Below are 16,659 nucleotides of genomic sequence, written 5' to 3' on the forward strand. Positions count from 1 at the left end.
GGGCCCTCCTCGGACATCGGCGTCAGCCCCACCACTGCGCCTGCTGCTGGTACTCGGACACGGCCCGCTGCAACACGACGAGGCCGTCCGGCGACTTCGGGGCCAGGGCACTCAGCGTGCTGGCGATCTGGGCATGGAGAAATTCCCGGGACACGCCGCACAGCGGATCCTGGACGATCCGCAGCGCGGCCACCAGGTGAACGACCTGGGTCGCCGTGGCGTCGAGGGAGACGACCGACATCCCGTTCACGCACTCGTGGAACAGGGCGTAGGGATCCCGCAGGTGCCGCTCGGCCGGACCGATGGGCGCGGTCGCGGTGGCGCGCAGCAGGTCCAGCCACTCGCGGCCCGGCGTCGCCGGCAGCCGCCGGGCCAGTTCAAGCGCCACGTCCGCCAGGTCGTCCATGGCCAGCCGGTGGTACAACTCCCCGGCCTGGTCGCCGCGTTCCTCGCAGAAGCCGCGCAGCCGCCGGTGCACGGTCATCCAGTCCGCCGGATGGTCCGGCGACCTGGCGGCCAGTCGGCGCAGCAGCAGCCGCCGCAGCACCGCCGTGCCCGTTTCGCTCTCGGCCGCCCAGGGGGCCGCCCGCCGCACGCGGTCGCCCGACACCGCGTCCACCAGGTCCGACTGGTGGCTGAGCCACAGGCCGCTCGTCTCGCTCCGGGCCGCGGCACAGGTCGCGAGCGCGGCGAGCTGGGGCTCCTCGGCCGCCCCCAGACGGGACAGCAGCCACTCCTCGGCCGTGCCCGCCGCCGTGGTATCGGGCTCATCGGCGGCCGGCACGGGCTGCGCGAGCAACTGTCCAACGCCGTCGGCCGGATAGGGCGGGCGCGCGGCGACCGCGGCCAGCACCCCCACCGCCTCCGGATGTCCGGCGGTGAACTCGTGCACGAGCCGGACCAGCCGCCGGTCCACCCGGCCGCGGCCGGAAGCACCGTCCATGAGGCGCTGGATGTCCGCCCGCGTCAGATCCGGTAGCCGGTAACGGAGCCACGCCGGATACTCGTCGCCCGGCCCGTCGGAGCTGCCGACCACCTCCTCCAGCCGGGCCACCGGGCCCTCGGACATCTCCGGAATCGGGCCGCGGCCGGTGGCGACCACGGTCAGCGGCTCGGCGTGGTCCGTCGGCTGGAGTGGAGGCCGCGCCTCCTGTAAGCGCCGCAGGAAGACCCGGCCGGCGGGCTGGTCCGCGTTGTCGAGCAGGAGCAACGGGGTCTGGAGCCCGCGCACCCGCCGCGGGCAGTCCCGCAGATCGGCGAGGAACGCCTCGCAGAGCAGGCCCGCCACCCGGTCCCGGGCCGCCCTGCCTTGTGGGCCGGCCGGATCGTTCCGCGCCTCCTGCGCCCAGGCGTTCAGCTCGACGAGGGTGTCCACTCCCTTGTTGGTCAACCCGCGGTCCCGGTGGCCGAACCACCGCTGCGAGCGGCTGGTGAAGGTGAAGCCCATCAGCGCGGCCAGCGCGTTGAGCGGCAACTGCACGAGCAGTCCGATGAGCAGCCGGGGAAAGCGGAGTCTTGCGTACCGCGGCCGGTACCGGGTGAGCTGCCCGGCCAGGTCGGACAGGGTGTGCGGGATGTCCTCGTGCCGGGGCTCGGCGAAGTCGACGCGCCCGTACGGCACGTGCTGCTCGATCCGGGCGGTGAGGTCGTCCAGGAGCAGTGTCTTGCCGCTGCCGTGCCCGCCCTCGAAGAACACAACGGGACGGCGGTGCTCCGGTGGCAGCGGATAGGTCGGCTGGATCAGCGCGCGTATCCCCTGGATGGCCGTCTGCCGCTCGAAGACCGGCTGTCTCGCCCCCGCCATGTAACCCCCCGGGTGCCCGTCGGCACGGCATCGACTGACGCTTCATCACCTTAACGAATTCGTCGCCGCGGTGCGGGGCTCCGCCCGTCCTGTTGCCGGACAGTGACTCTGCGGTGTCCTCGCCGGGGCGCACTCGGGTGCCGGTGGTGGCGTTCACGATCGGCACCGACTTCAGGCCCGCCCACCGGATCCCCCGGGATCAAGTCCTGCACTGGGAGGGGTGGTAGCGCCTCAGTCCGCGTCGGTCGGTCAGGACGAGGAGACGCTGAGCGGCAGAGCTCGGACCACCGTGGCGCCCGCCAGGCGTGCGATGTCGGTCGACGCGGTCACCGGACGGCCGGTTCCGGCAGGGCCCGCGTCAGCAGCCAGGACAGGACGGGCAGCGCGATCAGCGGGGCGAGCGCGGTGCCCAGGGACGTCGCGTCCGCCAGGGCGCCGATGAGCGGGGTGGCGATGCCGCCGATGCTGACGGTCAGGCCCAGGGTGACGCCGCTGGCGGTGCCCACGCGGGTGGGCAAGTAGTCCTGCCCCAGGGTGACTTGGAGCGAGAACGGGATGTACAGCGCGGCCGAGGTGAGCGCCACGAACCCGTACCACGCCGCGCCCGGCACCAGCACGACACCGGCCACGGCGGGCACGGCCGCCGCGTACGACGAGGCCACCACGCGCACCCGTCCGAACCGGGTGGCCAGCGCGCCGCCCAGCACGGTGCCGACCGCGCCGCCGAGGTAGAGCGTGAACAGCGCGACGGCGCCCGCCGTTTCGCCGCCGCCGGTCCGTTCGCCCGCGTAGACACCGATGAACGAGCTGAGGCCGACGAACACGATGGCGCGGAAGACGATGGCCCCCGACAGCCTGCGGAACGAGCCCAGGTCGTCGGCGGCGGCCGGCGACCGCTCCCCGGGGGCCGCGCCGGGCACGACCCGCGCCCGGCCCGCCCGGAGCGCCGCCGCGCACAGCGCGCTGCCGGCCACGGCGGGCACGACCAGCAGCGGCGAGGCGCCCAGCCCGCCGAGGGCGATGACGGGCGCGACCAGGAGCGGCGCGGCGGCGAACCCCACGTTGCCGCCCAGCGCGAACCAGCCCATCGCCGTGTGGCTGCCCCGGCTCGCGGCGCGCGCCACGCGCGCCGACTCCGGGTGGTAGGCGGCGACGCCCACCCCGGAGAGCGCGACGGCGGCCAGCGTCGGCGCGTACGCGTCGCTCACGCCGCTGAGCCCGATGCCCGCCCCGGCCACGGCCGTGCTCACCGGCAGCAGCCAGGGCAGCGCCCACCGGTCGGTGAGCGCCCCGAAGAGCGGCTGCACCACGGACGACAGGAGCGACGCGGCGAGCACGATCCCGGAGGCGGCTGCGTATCCGTAGCCGCGCTCGGCCACCAGGAACGGCACCAGCGCGGCGACGGCGCCCTGGTAGAAGTCCACGCAGGCGTGTCCGGCGGACAGCAGCGCGATGACTGGACGGGCTTGGTTCATGTTCGGTTCGGCGTTCGGGGACGACACCTTCCGATCATCGAAGCAACGGCCGTTGTCCTGCTTTCGTTAAAATGCCAGATCATGTCGAATTCCCGCCATGAGCCGGTCGCGCCCACCACGGTGCGCACCCTGTCCTCCGGCGCGCGGATCGACGCCCACCGGCACGACGACCACCAGATCCTGTACGCGGGCCGCGGCGTGCTCTCCATCACCACCGACGCCGGCACCTGGGTGGCCCCGGGCACCCGCGCCCTGTGGGTGCCCGCCGGAACGGTGCACGCCCATCTCGCGCACGGCCCCTCCGCGTTGCACACGGTGGGCCTGCCCGCCGGGGAGAACCCGCTGGGCCTGGCCACGCCCACCGTCCTGACCGTCGGCCCCCTGCTGCGCGAACTGATCCTGGCCTACACCGCCGAGCCGGACGACGACACCGCCGAACGCCGCCGGCTGCGCGCCGTCCTGCTGGACCGGCTGCGCGCCTCCCCCCAGCAGCCCGTGCACCTGCCCACCCCGACCGACCCCCGGCTGACCGAGGTCTGCGCGCTGCTGGCCGCCGACCCCGCCGACACCCGCACCCTCGCCGAGCTGGGCGCCCGGGTGGGCGCGAGCGAACGCACCCTGACCCGCCTGTTCCGCGCCGACCTCGGCCTGACGTTCCCCCAGTGGCGCACCCAACTCCGCCTGCACCACGCGCTGTTGCTGCTCGCCGACGGGCTGCCGGTGACCACGGTGGCGCACCGCTGCGGCTGGTCATCGCCCAGCACGTTCATCGATGTCTTCCGCCGCGCGTTCGGCCACACGCCGGGCACCCACCGGTAGGGCCCGTTCCCCGGAGGGCTGCCCTGAGCTTTCCGACCGGACTGGAAACCTTCCGGGCACTACGTCGGGCGAGCGCCGCTCGTTGAACACGGCGCACCGCCGCCACCCCGTCCCCATCCGCGTCAGGCCCCGACGTATCGGAGGAACCACCCATGACCATCGCCACCCGCCCGCCCGCCGACGGCAGCCTCCGCAGCGCCGCCTGGCGCGCGGCGTTCGCCGCCGTGCCCCGCGAGGCGTTCGTCTCCCCCGTCGGGAGGGGCGAGGAGCCGGAGCCCTCGCCGGTCCTGACCGCCATGTGCGAGGCGCTCGACGTGCCGGACGGGGCCGGGGTGCTGGAGGTGGGCACCGGGACCGGCTATGGCGCGGCGCTGCTCAGCCAGCGTTACGGCGCGGACCGTGTCGTGTCGCTGGACGCCGACTCCTGCACCGTGGCGGCGGCCCGCACCCGGCTGGCCCGGGCCGGGTACACGCCCCGGCTGATGACCGGGGAAACGTCGGCGGGCTGCCCGGAGTTCGCGCCGTTCGGCGGGCTGCTGGCCAGTTGCGGCACGGTCACCCGGGTGCCGGTGGCCTGGCCGGAGCAGGTGCTGCCCGGCGGCACGCTGGTCGCGGCGCTCGGCTTCGGCCTGGTGGCGCTCACCATCGCGCCGGACGGCTCGGCGGCGGGCCGTTTCCTGCCCGTGCTGACGCCGGAGGGCCCCCGGGCGGAGACGTCGGTGCGCAGCTACATCCCGGCGCTGCTGGTCCCGCTGGGCACGCAGGCGGACGTGGAGCTGGCGGCGGACATGGCGGCGGAGGTGCCGCGCTTCCTCGGCGGCCTGCTCCAGCCCGACGTGTACGAGCTGGCGCTGATCGACGCCGACGGGCGGCGCGTGTTCGGGCTCGTGCACCCGGACACCGGCTCCTGGGCGCGGGTGGCGCCCCGGGACGACGGCACGGCGCGGATCCAGTACGACGGGCCGCGCGACCTCTGGGCGGAACGCGCCCCCGCGCTCGCCGCCTGGGCCGAGGCCGGGCGGCCCGGACCGGAGGCGTACGGGCTCACGGTCACGGCCGAGGGGGCGCACCGGCTCTGGCTGGGCGCCCCCGACGGGCCGGGCTGGGACCTCATGTACTGACCGGCCATGTACTGACCGGCCCCGGCAAACGCCCCCGGGGGCGAGGTCAGGCCATCACCGTGGTCGTCTCGCTCTCCCGGGGCACCCCGGGCGGGCTCAGCAGCTTGGGCGGCAGCGCCACATACGCGGAGACCCCGGCGCCGCGCGCGGACGCGGTGGTCGGGGCGCTCTGCGTGTGCCGGACCTCGACCTGGACGCCGAGGCGGGCGGCGATGGTGCCGACGACGTAGTGGCCCAGGAAACGGGTGGGCGCGACAAGGAAGTTCTCCTTGCCGGCCAGCCGGGCGTTGGCGCGCGCCAGCTCCTCCTCGGTCATGCCGTTGCCCCGGTCGACGATGGCCAGGCAGTACTCGGTGCCGTCCCACCAGCCGTACACCTCGACCGGGCGGGCCGGTGGCGAGGCGGTGAGCGCGTTCTCGATCAGCTCGGCGAGGAGGTGGGACAGCTCGTAGACGGCCGAGCCGTGGATCTGGCACGGCTCGGACTCCACCAGCGTGACGCGCCGGTAGTCCTCCACCTCGGAGACGGCCGAACGCACCACCTCCGCGACCTCGGCGGTGCCGGTCCACACCCGGGGCGGCAGTTGCTGGCCGGTGAGGATCAGCAACGAGTCCGCGTTGCGGCGCATGCGGGTGGCCAGGTGGTCCAGCTCGAACAGCTCGGCCAGCGCGTCCGGGTCGAGTTCCTTGCTCTCCAGCGCGGTGATGAGCCGGAGCTGGCGGCGGACCAGCGCCTGGTTGCGGTGGCCGAGGTTGGCCAGGGACTCGGTGCCGTTGCGGCGCAGCACGGTCTGCTGGGCGGCCAGGCCGACGGCCGTGCGCTCCACGTCGTACAGCGCCGCCGCCAGCCGGGCCACCTCCTCGGCGCCGCCGCCGAGTCCCGGATCGGGCTCGGGCGGCTCCAGGCGTTCGGCCTCCTCCGGCTCGGCCTCCTGGATGACGCGAACGGTCTCCGGCAGCCGCTGTCCGGCCACGGTCTCGGCCTGCCGGGTCAGCTCGTCCAGCGGCCGGGTGATGGAGCGGGAGGCGAGCAGCGCCAGCGCGACGGCGACGGCGAGGATCAGCACGCCCAGGGCGAGGAAGCCGGCGAGTTCGCGGGTGGCGCCGCCGCGCAGTTCGTCGGCGCGGTCGGCGACGCGAGGGCCGAGGTCCTGCTGCACCTCGTGCAGGGCGTCGGTGAGCGCGGTGGCGGCGGTCCACCAGTCCCCGGCGTCGCTGACCAGCGCGCTGCCGTCGGCGTGCGCGTCGGCGCGTTCCTCGAAGACGGCCACGCGGCGGGCGGCGTCGCTGTCGAACACCTCGTCCAGCGCCGCCCGTTCGGACGAGGAGACGAGCTGTTCATAGGTGCGCAGCGCGGTGTCGCGGTCGGCGCGGGTGGTGACGAACTCCAGGTACTGGCTGTTCCCGAAGTGCCCCTCGACGAACACCCCGTTCATCAGGCCGCGTTCGCGGGCCAGCGCCTCGGTGGCGGTGGACAGCGCCTGGAGCGCGGCCATGCCGTCGCCGAGCCGCTGGTCGCCGTGGGCCGGGCCGTCGGCGAGCTGGGCGTCGTTGAGCGCGCGGATGGCCTCGGTGAAGTAGGCCAGCCCGGTGCCGCGGTCGATGCTGTCGTCGTCGATGCGGGCGCGCGTCTCGGCGAGGTCGTCCAGGGAGCTCAGCGCCTCCTCGATGGCCGGCGCGTCGTCCTCCGCGACGCGTCTCGCGAGCTCGCCGTGTATCGCGTCGACGCGGCGGCGGGTGTCGGCCAGCTCGGGGCGGTACTGGCCGGCGCCGACCAGCAGCCCGCTGGTCAGCCCGTGTTCGCGCTGGAGCTCGCGGACCAGGTTCTGCGCGTCCAGCGCGAGCTGCACCCGGTCGCCGCTCTCCCGCGCAGCCGACCAGTCCTCGGCCCGGTCGGCGACGCCAGCGCCGGTCAGGACGAGGAGAAGACAGGTGGGCACCGCGAGGACGATGGCCACCCGGCCGCGGATGGTGCTCCACCTGGGGAGCCAGCCCGTCGGTCGTCGCTGCATAGTTCCCCAGCACAGCGCACGGCGGTTACCTAAGCCCCGGGAGCCCATGGCCGCGAAGTGAATTCGACGCGTGGGCCTGCTGATGAACGGGGCATGTCACGGAGGGCCGCCAGCACACGCCCCCGCGTTCACATGCCCCGATCCGGGCCGGGCCCCCTCCCGGGACGGGCGGTTACGCTCGGGGAATGACCAGCCGACCACCTCAGTCCGGTCCGGCCTACCGCAGACTCGGCGTGGCCGAGCGCCGGGGACAACTGATCGCCACCGCGCAGCGGCTGTTCGCCCGCACCCCGCCCGAGGGCGTCTCGCTCGACGACGTCGCGCGCGAGGCCGGGGTCTCCCGGCCGCTGGTCTACCGCTACTTCCCCGGTGGCAAGCAGCAGTTGTACGAGGCCGCGCTGCACAGCGCGGCGGCGGATCTCGAACTGTGCTTCGCGGTGCCCGCGTCCGGGCCGTTCAGCGAGCGCCTCGCCCACGCCCTGGACCGTTATCTGGCCTTCGTGGACGAGCACGGCGAGGGGTTCGCCGCGCTGCTGCGCGGCGGCAGCGTCGTGGAGACCTCGCGCACCACCGCCGTCGTCGACGGCGTGCGCCGGACCGCGGCGGAGCAGGTAGTGCGGCACCTGCCCGTGCGGCATCCGGGCCCGCGGCTGCGGATGGCGGTGCGCACCTGGATCACGGCGGTCGAGGCGGCCTCGCTCATCTGGCTGGACGAGGACCGGCAGCCGCCCATCGGGGAGTTGCGGGACCTGCTGGTGGACCAGTTCGTCGCCCAGCTCTTCGTCATGGCCGTGCGCGACGGGCAGACCGCGCGTGTGCTGCGCGCCGCGGCGGCGCTGGAGCCGCGCGGCGGGCGGATGGACGCCCTGGCCGACCGGACGCTGACGATGTTCGCGCCCGCCCGGCTGGAATCCTGAGAACGGACCCCGAGGTGCACCCATGAGAAGCGGAGGATCGTGAGAAGCGAGAAGACGCGGTTCGTCGGCGGACCGCTGGACGGCCGGGTGCTGCCCGTGCTCGTCGGCCCCACCGGCAAGCCGCCGCGCGTCTACGAGGTGCCGGTGCCCGGCGAGGGCGACGACCCCGGCACCGTGCACGTCTACCACTTGGAGGCCGCCGGACACACGCCGCTGCTGCGGCTGCCGCGCGGCTGGGTGTACGTCTACGCGCCGGACGCCACACCGGGCCGCGCCCACCGCCGCCGGACCTGATCACCCGGCCGGACGCGCTCGGCGCGCGCCCGGCGCGAACCTGTGCGCACCATCTGTCCGTCGCGCCGTGCCAGCGGCGCGGGAACGAACGGACGAGCCCGGCAGCCGGGAAGAGGAGCGCGCCCCCTATGACCCGAGCGACCCTGACCTGCGCGGTGGCGGCCCTGGCCCTGGTGGCCGTGCCCGCGCCGCCCGCCGCCGCCGAGCCGGACGCGGAGCCCGGGCGGGGCACCGGCGCGCTGCTGGCCGAACTGCGCACCCTCCACCGGGAGACGGGCGCGGCCAACGAGGCGTACAACGAGACGGCGCAACGGCTGCGCGCCCAGCGCGAGGAGACCGCGGAGCTGACGAAACGGCTCGCCGCCACCCGCACCGAACTCGCCGACGCCCGCGACCTGGCCGGCGCCGTCGCACGCGCCCAGTACCGCGGGGGCGGGGTAAGTCTGCCCCCGGCGCTGCGGCTGCTCACGGGCCAGGACCCGGACCGCGCGCTGCACGACCAGACGGTGGCCCGGCGCGCGGCCCGTGCCCAGGTGGCCGAGATCGAACGGCTGGCCCGCGGCGAGCGGGAGGCGGACGACCTGGCCGCCGCCGCCCGCAAGGCGCTGGACGCCGAGCAGACGCTGGCCGAGGAGCAGCGGCGGCGGCGCGACGAGGTGCACCGGCGGCTGGACGAGGTGGCCGCGCTGCTGGCCGGGCTCTCCCCGGCGGAGGCCGCGGAACTGGACGCCCCGGAGGAGGAACGGGCCGCCTCCGCCGCGCCGCGCGGCACGGCCGACGACGGCGAGCCGCCCCGCACGGCCGACGACGGCGAGCCGCCCTCGCCCGCCGGGGCACGCGCCGCCGACTGGGCCCGGGGCCAGGTCGGCAAGCCGTACGCCTGGGGCGCGGACGGCCCCGACGCGTTCGACGCCGCCGGTCTCACCGCCGCGGCCTGGGACCACGCGGGCCGCACGATCCCGCGTTCCAGCACCGGCCAGTGGGAGGAGCTGCCTCGCGTGCCCCTGGACGCGCTGCGGCCGGGCGATGTGGTGCTCTACTTCGACGACGCCACCCACGTCGGCCTCTACGCGGGCGACGGCCAGGTGGTGCACGCGCCCCATCCGGGCGCCGAGGTCACCCTCGCGCCGCTGGACGTGCACCCGCCGCTGGGCGCGGTCCGCCCGGCCTGAGCCGGCGCCGCCTGTCACAGCCCCGCGCGGAGGCGGTCGCCCGAGGTCGCCCTCTCCGGGCCGACTACGGCAGACCGCCGGGAGCGCATCAACTCGCGCCGCGACGCGGAGCGTTCACCGCACCGTTCACCTGGCAGCCCGTTCGGCGAGGAGCCGGGGGGCGGCCCGGGGCCCCGGCACGGCCCGGTTCGGGCACGGCATCTCCGTCGAGTCCCGCCGGTCCCGGGAGAGCGCCGACACCACCGTGCCCACCTGGTCGGCGCCCATCCCCCGGCACCCCTCAGCCGAACGCGCCGTGCGGCACCGACTGGCGCAGCTCCGCCCGCAGTTCGGGCGTCAGCAGGTGGCCGGCCCGGCCGACGAACAGGGCCATGTGGTAGGTCACCACGCCCATGTCGGCGGTGGGCGCGGTGTGGACGCCGAGCAGCGAGCCGTCGCTGATGGACATCACCAGCAGGTTCCCGGTGTCCATGGCGACCAGCGTCTGGCGCACCCGGCCGCCCTCCATCAGGGTGGCGGCGCCCACCGTCAGGCTGCCCAGGCCGGAGACGACCGTGGCCAGGTCGGCGGCGGCGCCCATGGGCCCGGCCGCCCGGCCGGTCGCGGGCAGCGACCGCTCCGGCCCGGAGGACAGCAGCGGCAGCCCGTCGGCCGAGACGACCGCGACCGACAGGACACCGGGCACCTCCTCGACCAGGCGGGTCAGCATCCAGCGCAGGTCGGCCCCGCCCCGGCTGCTGTGGGCACCCGGCGGGGGGGTGCGGATCCCGGAGGTCATGACGGCATCTCCTCTCCCATCTCGCCGGGGTACTGGCCCGCGGCCCGGGCGGCGTCCCGGTGTCCGTCCCGGGCGCCGCGCTGGAAGCCGCCCAACCGGCGGCGCAGATCCTCGGCGTCCACGGCCCGCGCCCGCGCCGGTGCGGGCCCTCCGGCGGGCGCCCCCCCGGCGCGGCTGCGCAACGGCAGCCCACTCTCGGTGACGGCACCGGCCCGGGGCGTTGTGTCGGCGGCCCGCCCGTGCTGCGGCAGGTCCTCGGCCGACGCGACGGGCGACGGCGCGAGAACGGACGCCGGCGCGGGAACGGAGGGCGTGGCGGCAACGGGCGCCGGCGCGGGAGCCGCGTACGGCTCGGTCAGCGGCTGGATCAGCGCGCCGGGCACTATCACCTGGGCGATCGTGCCGCCGCCGGGCCGGGGGCCGAGCCAGCAGCGCAGCCCGTGCCGGGCGGCCAGCCGCGCCACGGTGTACAGGCCCATGCCGATGCCCAGGCCGTTGGTGGCGTCGGCGCCGGGCGGCGGGGTGACGGGGTCGGCCAGCCGCGCGTTGAGCTCCGCGATCCGCTCGGGCGACAGGCCCATGCCCTCGTCCTCGACGCAGAACAGCAGCTCGTCGTCCACCCACCGCGCGGTGAGCCGCACCCGGGCGCCCGCCGGGGAGAACGCCGTGGCGTTGTCCAGGAGTTCGGCCAGCAGGTGGCTGACGTCCCGCGCGGCGATGCCCACGATGCGCGCGGGCGGGGGCGGCGGGGCGGTCTCCACCAGCTCGTAACGCTCTATCTCGCTGACGGCCGCGCGGGCCACGTCGATGAGGGGCAGCGGCTCGGTGAGCTGGGTCAGCGGCTCCGCACCGGCGAGGAGCAGCAGGTTCTCCGCGTGCCGCCGCATACGGGCGGCCAGGTGGTCGACGCTGAACAGCACGGCGAGCCGGTCGGGGTCGGCCTCGTGCTCCTCCAGGCCCTCGATCACGGCGAGTTGGTCGCCGACCAGGAGCAGCAGCCGCTGCGCGTGGTGCGCGAACATCCCGTGCACCGCGCCGTGCAGGGCGGCCAGGCGGGCGTTCAACTCGCTCTGCTCGGCCAGCAGCCGGTCCCGCTCGGCGCGCAGCCCGCCGCTGTCGCGGCTGGCCTGCTCGGCGTCGCGCAGCGCCGCGCTGGCCTGCTCCTGAAGAGTGACGGTGCGGGCGCGCAGCGCGTTGACGGAGGCGACGACCTCGGCGAACTCGTCGTTGCGCCCGGTGTACTTGACCGGCTCCTGGCCGGCCGGGTCGGCGGCCACGCGGCGGGTGCCGAGCCGCACGGCGGCCAGCGGCCGGGTCAGGGAGCGCGCGGTGTGCACGCTGACGGTGAGCCCCAGCAGCAGCGCGGCGCCGACCAGCGCGACGATGAGCTGAAGGTCTGTCATGTCCGAGGAGCGCAGGGCCTCCAGCGCCGCGGTCCGGTCGGCGGCCAGGGCCGACAGAACGCCGCGCTGCATGCCGGTGCGGGCCTGCAGCGCCTCGTGCACGGCGGCCTCGTCCAGCGCGTGGTCCTCCGCGGACAGGCCGGGCTCGTCGGTGAGCTGGGCGACGAACTCCTCGGCGGCCTCCACCTCGAGCCCGGTGACGGTCCGTTCGTAGGCCCGCGCGCCCGTGTCCCCGGCGGCGGCGGCGAAGTCGGCGAGCGCGGCCTCCTCGCGGGTGGCCTCGCGCCGGGCCAGCGCGGTGAGTTCGGGCTGCTCGCCCTCGCCGCGCAGGGCCGCCAGCAGCAGGCCGCGGGTGGCGGAGGAGGCATGCACCGCGCGCGCGAGGTCGGGCAGCGCGTCGCCGGTGGCGTCCGCGGCGGCCTCGGGCCGGCCCCGGGTGACGGTGCGGAAGAGGGTGTCCAGGTCGTCGATGACGGCCGTGTACGCGGCGTACGTCTCGGCCGGGGTGCTCTCGCCGGACAGGGCGCGCTCGCGCACGGCGGGCAGCGTGTCCAGCGCGCGCCGCGTCTCCCCGCCGACGTCGCCGCGCAGGTCGGCGACGGCGCGGTCGGCGCGGGACCGGGCGTCGTCGGTGAGCACGTCCGCGAGCGTCGCGGGGTCGCCGCCGGCCGTGGCCACGACCAGCGCGTCGCGCTCGTCGGCCACGACGCCCGAGAGGGAGATGGCGCGTTGGCCCAGGTCGGCGTCCGCGACGGCGGCCCGGGCGTCCGACAGGTCGGAGACGGCGGCGTGCACGGCGGGCGCGCCGGCGGCTGCCACCGCGGCTCCCGTGAGCAGCACGCCCAGCAGCAGCCGGCTGCGCACCCGCACACGCCGTCGGCGGGCCGCCCGGGCCCGGGATCCTGACGATGCGGAAGGAGGCGGATCGGCGGGTTCGGGCAGTGTCGTCTTCCGCACCTGTGCTCGCATTCTCGTCACTGAGGCACCGACCTTGCCAGCGCCGGCCGGGCCGGAGGAGGACTCCTCTGTCCGGCCACCCGAAGGAGTGAACCCCACACGGGAGTTGGTGGACAAACCGAAGGCGGAATCCCGCATTCCGGCGGCGTGGAACCGATTGGAATTCCGTGGCGGCTCCTGGCAGGATCCGCCTCCGCCCGGACGCGCGGCCCGAGTTACCCCCACATTCGCTGACAAATGCCAGCCTACGGCAGACTGATCACCATGCGCATCCAGATCACCACGGAGCCGGGCACCCCGGGGCTGCCGAACGACGACTTCGCGGCCACGGCGGTCCCGGCCGGCGGGAGCGGCGGAGCGCTCGTCCTCCTGGACGGCGTGACGGCTCCGGCGGGGGAGCGAGGGTGCCGGCACGGCGTCCCATGGTTCGCGGCGCGCCTGGGGGGCGCGCTGCTGGAGTTGTGCGCCTCTCGCCGGGGCGACTCGCTCACCGCGTGCCTCGCGGAGGCCATCTCCCGCACGGCGGACGCGCATCGGGGGACGTGTGACCTTTCTCACCCGCGAACTCCGCAGGCCACGGTCGTGTGCGCGCGCTGGGACGACGCGTCGGTCGACTACCTGGTGCTTTGCGATTCCGTGCTGCTGATCGAGGAGCCGGACGGCGTGGTCATGCCGGTGCTCGACACCCGGCTCGACGATCTCCGGCCGGGGGCGCGGCTGTTGGCGCCGGAGGATCCGGGGGCGTTCATCGAGGCCCTGCGGAACGCGGAGGGCGGCTTCTTCACCGCGGCCGCCGATCCGGCGGTGGCCACCCGGGCGGTGACCGGTTCGGCGCCGGCCGGCGCGGTGCGTTCCCTGGCCGCGGTGACGGACGGCCTGGGCCGCTGGGTGGAGGTCTTCGGGCTGGGCGGCTGGCCGGAGTTGTTCGCGCTGCTGGCCAAGGAGGGCGCCGAGGAGGCGATCCGGCAGGTGCGGGCGGCGGAGGCGGCCGATCCGGCGGGGACGGCGTTCCCCCGTGGCAAGGCGCACGACGACGCGAGCGCGATTCTCGTCACCCCATAGGACGCCGCGCCGGGCGGAGCACCCTTTCACCGCTGAAAGCCGACCGGGACGCAAAGCCGCAGGCACACGCGTTCGACGCCGCCACCGGGATAGACCAACGGCGGTCCGGGGGCCCCTTCCTTCCGCTGTCTACCCGCGTTACCGTCCAACGTGGCATGACCACATCACGTGGCGCCGACGGGAGCGCGCTGACGAGCCGTTTCCCGTCTCCCCCACAGCGTCCCCGAAAGGCAGCGTCCGCCCATGCACGGATCCGGTAAGACCAGAGCGCGCGCCGGGCTCCGCCGGCACCGCCGCACCACCGTCATCGGAATCATCTGCGCGGCCATCGCACTGCTGATCACCACCCCGGGTGTCGCCGGCGCCGACGACACCCCCGCCATCGGCTCGGCCTACATGGGCTCCACCGTCCTCGAACACGAGGGCGGGAACCGGCAGTACCGCGAGCCGACCGTGACCCCGCTCGCCACCGTCGAGGGCGTGGACGTCTCCAGCCACCAGGGCAACGTCAACTGGTCCTCCCTGTGGAGCAGCGGCGTGCGCTTCGCCTACGTCAAGGCCACCGAGGGCACGACCTACGAGAACCCGTACTTCGCCCAGCAGTACAACGGTTCGTACAACGTCGGCATGATCCGCGGCGCCTACCACTTCGCGCTGCCCAACGTCTCCAGCGGCGCCACCCAGGCCAACTTCTTCGCCAGCAACGGCGGCGGCTGGTCCCGTGACGGCAAGACGCTGCCCGGCGTGCTCGACATCGAGTACAACCCCTACGGCGCCACCTGCTACGGGCTGAGCCAGTCCGCGATGGTCAACTGGATCCGCGACTTCCTCAACACGTACTACGCACGCACCGGCCGGTACGCGGTGATCTACTCCACCACCAACTGGTGGACGACGTGCACCGGCAACTACGGTGGGTTCGCGAACAACCACCCGCTGTGGATCGCCCGTTACGCCTCCTCGCCCGGCACCCTGCCGAACGGCTGGGGCTTCTACACCTTCTGGCAGTACACCTCGACCGGCCCGATCGTGGGCGACCACAACCTGTTCAACGGCGCCCAGGACCGCCTGGTGGCCCTGGCCAACGGCTAGCGCCCCCTTCCTGCACCCGGCACGGGGCCATGCGCGAAAATGGCGCGCATGGCCCCCGCCCCGCTCCCCGACGACGACTCCCGCCCGGTCGTGCTCGACCGCCGGGACGGGCCGTTCGGCGAGGTGGTCCTGCGCCGCCACGGCGAGCTGCTCCAGATCATCGCCAACGGCTGCTTCCTGATGGACACCTCCGACGGCCGCTCCGAACGCCTGCTGGTCACCGCCGCGTTGGACGCGCTGGACGACCGGCCCGACCCCGCCGTGCTCATCGGGGGCCTGGGCGTCGGCTTCTCCCTGGAGCAGGCCGCCGCCGAGCCGCGCTGGGGACGCGTCACCGTGGTGGAGCGCGAGCCCGCCGTCATCGACTGGCACCGCGCCGGCCCGCTGGGCGCCCGCACCGCGCCCGCGCTCGCCGACCCGCGCACGGAGTTGGTGCGCGCCGACCTGCTGGACCACTTGCGCACCGCGAGCGCGACGTACGACGCGCTCTGTCTCGACATCGACAACGGCCCCGACTGGACCGTCACATCCGGGAACGATGGGCTCTACTCCCCCACCGGGCTCGCGACTTGCCGTGCCCGGCTGAATCCGGGCGGTGTGCTCGCCGTCTGGTCCGCCCAACCATCGGAGGATTTCCCCCGGAAGCTACGGAATGCCGGGTTCACGGACGTTCGCACCAGAGAAATCCCCGTCGCCCGAGGTGTTCCGGACGTGCTCTTTCTCGCCAGCCATCATCTCGCCAGGCAGTCCGCGTAGCCTCGGTACGACAGAGCGCTCTACGCTGCTGCCAGTGCTCATCAGCACACCAACAGCCAGAACCAGCCGACTGGCTACCAGGACGATCCCGGGGGCGGGATACATGAATCAAACAGAAACCAGGACACCAACGATGGACCGGAACCATCAGGAGAAAGCACCCTCACCGTCGCTCAACGGCCACGCCGAACCGGCCGCCGCGGAACGGCCCGGCCACCACAGCGCCACGGTGACCACGCCGGGTGCCCAGCGGCGCGTCCTGGTGGTCGAGGACGACCCGACCATCGTCGAGGCGATCGCCGCCCGGCTGCGCGCCGAGGGCTTCCTCGTGCAAACAGCCGCCGACGGACCGGCCGCGGTGGAGACCGCCACCGCCTGGCACCCCGATCTGCTCATCCTCGACGTGATGCTGCCCGGCTTCGACGGTCTGGAGGTCTGCCGCCGGGTGCAGGCCCAGCGCCCGGTGCCGGTCCTGATGCTCACCGCGCGGGACGACGAGACCGACATGCTGGTCGGGCTCGGCGTGGGCGCCGACGACTACATGACCAAGCCGTTCTCGATGCGGGAGCTGGTCGCCAGATCGCACGTGCTGCTGAGACGAATCGAGCGGGCCGCGGTCGCCGCCACCACCCCCCGGCCGGGCAGTGTCCGGCTGGGCGACCTGGAGATCGACCGCACGCAGCGGCGGGTCCGGGCGGCGGGCAAGGACATCCACCTCACCCCCACCGAGTTCGACCTCCTCATGTGCCTGGCCCGTTCGCCGCGCGCGGTCCTCACCCGCGAGCAGTTGCTGGCCGAGGTCTGGGACTGGGCCGACGCGTCGGGCACCAGGACGGTCGACAGCCATGTGAAGGCGCTGCGCCGGAAGATCGGCGCCGAGCGGATCCGCACCGTGCACGGGGTCGGCTACGCGCTGGAGACACCGCCCGGCTTCGCCGGCGAGTCCGCCGGCCGCGGTCAGGGCCCGGGCGAGGTCTAGAGGTCGAGGCGTGTCCGAG

Annotated in this window: 15 protein-coding genes; 9 read left to right on the plus strand and 6 right to left on the minus strand. The window is 74.8% G+C overall.

The features are described from left to right. Nucleotides 1-22: 22 nt before the first annotated feature. Together RM590_RS02880 and RM590_RS02885 are read right to left on the minus strand one after the other, a co-directional pair. On the minus strand, nt 23-1,804 hold the full coding sequence (locus tag RM590_RS02880; RefSeq protein WP_311702714.1) for a hypothetical protein: 1,782 nt from the start codon (nt 1,802-1,804) through the stop codon (nt 23-25). A gap of 326 nt (nt 1,805-2,130) precedes the next feature. Then, nucleotides 2,131-3,279 carry an MFS transporter gene (locus RM590_RS02885; RefSeq protein ID WP_311702839.1) on the minus strand — a complete coding sequence of 383 codons (1,149 nt, stop codon included), beginning with the start codon at nt 3,277-3,279 and terminating at the stop codon, nt 2,131-2,133. Between the two features lie 81 nt (nt 3,280-3,360). Here RM590_RS02885 and RM590_RS02890 point away from each other — a divergent pair, with 81 nt between their 5' ends. Both RM590_RS02890 and RM590_RS02895 read left to right on the plus strand, forming a co-directional pair. Beyond that, the gene (locus tag RM590_RS02890; protein ID WP_311702715.1) at nt 3,361-4,098 is read left to right on the plus strand and encodes an AraC family transcriptional regulator; all 738 of its coding nucleotides are present in this window, start codon (nt 3,361-3,363) and stop codon (nt 4,096-4,098) included. 152 nt (nt 4,099-4,250) lie between these two features. Beyond that, a complete protein-coding gene (locus RM590_RS02895) occupies nt 4,251-5,219 on the plus strand; it encodes a methyltransferase domain-containing protein (protein ID WP_311702716.1) in 969 nt (322 codons plus the stop codon). A 46-nt stretch (nt 5,220-5,265) separates the two neighbouring features. Here the strand turns inward: RM590_RS02895 and RM590_RS02900 are convergent, their stop codons facing one another. Next, entirely contained in the window at nt 5,266-7,230 is a 1,965-nt protein-coding gene (locus RM590_RS02900) for a sensor histidine kinase (RefSeq protein WP_311702717.1), read from the minus strand. Nucleotides 7,231-7,415: 185 nt separating this feature from the next. Here RM590_RS02900 and RM590_RS02905 point away from each other — a divergent pair, with 185 nt between their 5' ends. The 3 genes from RM590_RS02905 (at nt 7,416) to RM590_RS02915 (ending at nt 9,613) form a co-directional block, all read left to right on the plus strand. Further along, nucleotides 7,416-8,147 (plus strand): TetR/AcrR family transcriptional regulator, encoded by a 732-nt coding sequence (locus RM590_RS02905; RefSeq protein ID WP_311702718.1) that lies wholly within the window; start codon nt 7,416-7,418, stop codon nt 8,145-8,147. A 39-nt stretch (nt 8,148-8,186) separates the two neighbouring features. Further along, a complete protein-coding gene (locus RM590_RS02910) occupies nt 8,187-8,441 on the plus strand; it encodes a hypothetical protein (RefSeq protein WP_311702719.1) in 255 nt (84 codons plus the stop codon). A gap of 128 nt (nt 8,442-8,569) precedes the next feature. Further along, nucleotides 8,570-9,613, plus strand: a complete 1,044-nt coding sequence (locus RM590_RS02915) for a C40 family peptidase (RefSeq protein ID WP_311702720.1) — start codon at nt 8,570-8,572, stop codon at nt 9,611-9,613. A 126-nt stretch (nt 9,614-9,739) separates the two neighbouring features. Here the strand turns inward: RM590_RS02915 and RM590_RS02920 are convergent, their stop codons facing one another. The 3 genes from RM590_RS02920 to RM590_RS02930 are packed head-to-tail and all read right to left on the minus strand — an operon-like array spanning nt 9,740 to nt 12,658. Further along, nucleotides 9,740-9,880 carry a hypothetical protein gene (locus RM590_RS02920; protein ID WP_311702721.1) on the minus strand — a complete coding sequence of 47 codons (141 nt, stop codon included), beginning with the start codon at nt 9,878-9,880 and terminating at the stop codon, nt 9,740-9,742. A gap of 13 nt (nt 9,881-9,893) precedes the next feature. Next, a complete protein-coding gene (locus RM590_RS02925; RefSeq protein WP_311702722.1) occupies nt 9,894-10,391 on the minus strand; it encodes a roadblock/LC7 domain-containing protein in 498 nt (165 codons plus the stop codon). Next, nucleotides 10,388-12,658, minus strand: a complete 2,271-nt coding sequence (locus tag RM590_RS02930; protein ID WP_311702723.1) for a sensor histidine kinase — start codon at nt 12,656-12,658, stop codon at nt 10,388-10,390. The genes RM590_RS02925 and RM590_RS02930 overlap by 4 nt, the downstream gene beginning before the upstream one ends. Before the next feature lie 357 nt (nt 12,659-13,015). On the opposite strand from RM590_RS02930, the gene RM590_RS02935 reads away from it, so the two are divergent. The 4 genes from RM590_RS02935 (at nt 13,016) to RM590_RS02950 (ending at nt 16,640) form a co-directional block, all read left to right on the plus strand. Continuing rightward, on the plus strand, nt 13,016-13,813 hold the full coding sequence (locus tag RM590_RS02935) for a protein phosphatase 2C domain-containing protein (RefSeq protein WP_311702724.1): 798 nt from the start codon (nt 13,016-13,018) through the stop codon (nt 13,811-13,813). Between the two features lie 243 nt (nt 13,814-14,056). Further along, nucleotides 14,057-14,905 carry a lysozyme gene (locus RM590_RS02940; protein ID WP_311702725.1) on the plus strand — a complete coding sequence of 283 codons (849 nt, stop codon included), beginning with the start codon at nt 14,057-14,059 and terminating at the stop codon, nt 14,903-14,905. A 39-nt stretch (nt 14,906-14,944) separates the two neighbouring features. Further along, on the plus strand, nt 14,945-15,661 hold the full coding sequence (locus RM590_RS02945) for a spermidine synthase family protein (RefSeq protein WP_394813765.1): 717 nt from the start codon (nt 14,945-14,947) through the stop codon (nt 15,659-15,661). Between the two features lie 133 nt (nt 15,662-15,794). Further along, nucleotides 15,795-16,640, plus strand: coding sequence for a response regulator transcription factor (locus RM590_RS02950; RefSeq protein WP_311702727.1), 846 nt, complete (start codon nt 15,795-15,797; stop codon nt 16,638-16,640). Nucleotides 16,641-16,659: the final 19 nt, after the last annotated feature.

It is taken from the genome of Streptomyces litchfieldiae, from assembly GCF_031845365.1.
Classification (GTDB): Bacteria; Actinomycetota; Actinomycetes; order Streptomycetales; family Streptomycetaceae; genus Streptomyces; species Streptomyces litchfieldiae.

Bases quoted from the DNA above. Each gene is read 5' to 3' on its own strand.
- RM590_RS02880 (WP_311702714.1), bottom strand. From the start codon at position 1,804: ATGGCGGGGGCGAGACAGCCGGTCTTCGAGCGGCAGACGGCCATCCAG.
- RM590_RS02885 (WP_311702839.1), bottom strand. From the start codon at position 3,279: ATGAACCAAGCCCGTCCAGTCATCGCGCTGCTGTCCGCCGGACACGCC.
- RM590_RS02890 (WP_311702715.1), top strand. From the start codon at position 3,361: ATGTCGAATTCCCGCCATGAGCCGGTCGCGCCCACCACGGTGCGCACC.
- RM590_RS02895 (WP_311702716.1), top strand. From the start codon at position 4,251: ATGACCATCGCCACCCGCCCGCCCGCCGACGGCAGCCTCCGCAGCGCC.
- RM590_RS02900 (WP_311702717.1), bottom strand. From the start codon at position 7,230: ATGCAGCGACGACCGACGGGCTGGCTCCCCAGGTGGAGCACCATCCGC.
- RM590_RS02905 (WP_311702718.1), top strand. From the start codon at position 7,416: ATGACCAGCCGACCACCTCAGTCCGGTCCGGCCTACCGCAGACTCGGC.
- RM590_RS02915 (WP_311702720.1), top strand. From the start codon at position 8,570: ATGACCCGAGCGACCCTGACCTGCGCGGTGGCGGCCCTGGCCCTGGTG.
- RM590_RS02920 (WP_311702721.1), bottom strand. From the start codon at position 9,880: ATGGGCGCCGACCAGGTGGGCACGGTGGTGTCGGCGCTCTCCCGGGAC.
- RM590_RS02925 (WP_311702722.1), bottom strand. From the start codon at position 10,391: ATGACCTCCGGGATCCGCACCCCCCCGCCGGGTGCCCACAGCAGCCGG.
- RM590_RS02935 (WP_311702724.1), top strand. From the start codon at position 13,016: ATGCGCATCCAGATCACCACGGAGCCGGGCACCCCGGGGCTGCCGAAC.
- RM590_RS02940 (WP_311702725.1), top strand. From the start codon at position 14,057: ATGCACGGATCCGGTAAGACCAGAGCGCGCGCCGGGCTCCGCCGGCAC.
- RM590_RS02945 (WP_394813765.1), top strand. From the start codon at position 14,945: ATGGCGCGCATGGCCCCCGCCCCGCTCCCCGACGACGACTCCCGCCCG.
- RM590_RS02950 (WP_311702727.1), top strand. From the start codon at position 15,795: ATGGACCGGAACCATCAGGAGAAAGCACCCTCACCGTCGCTCAACGGC.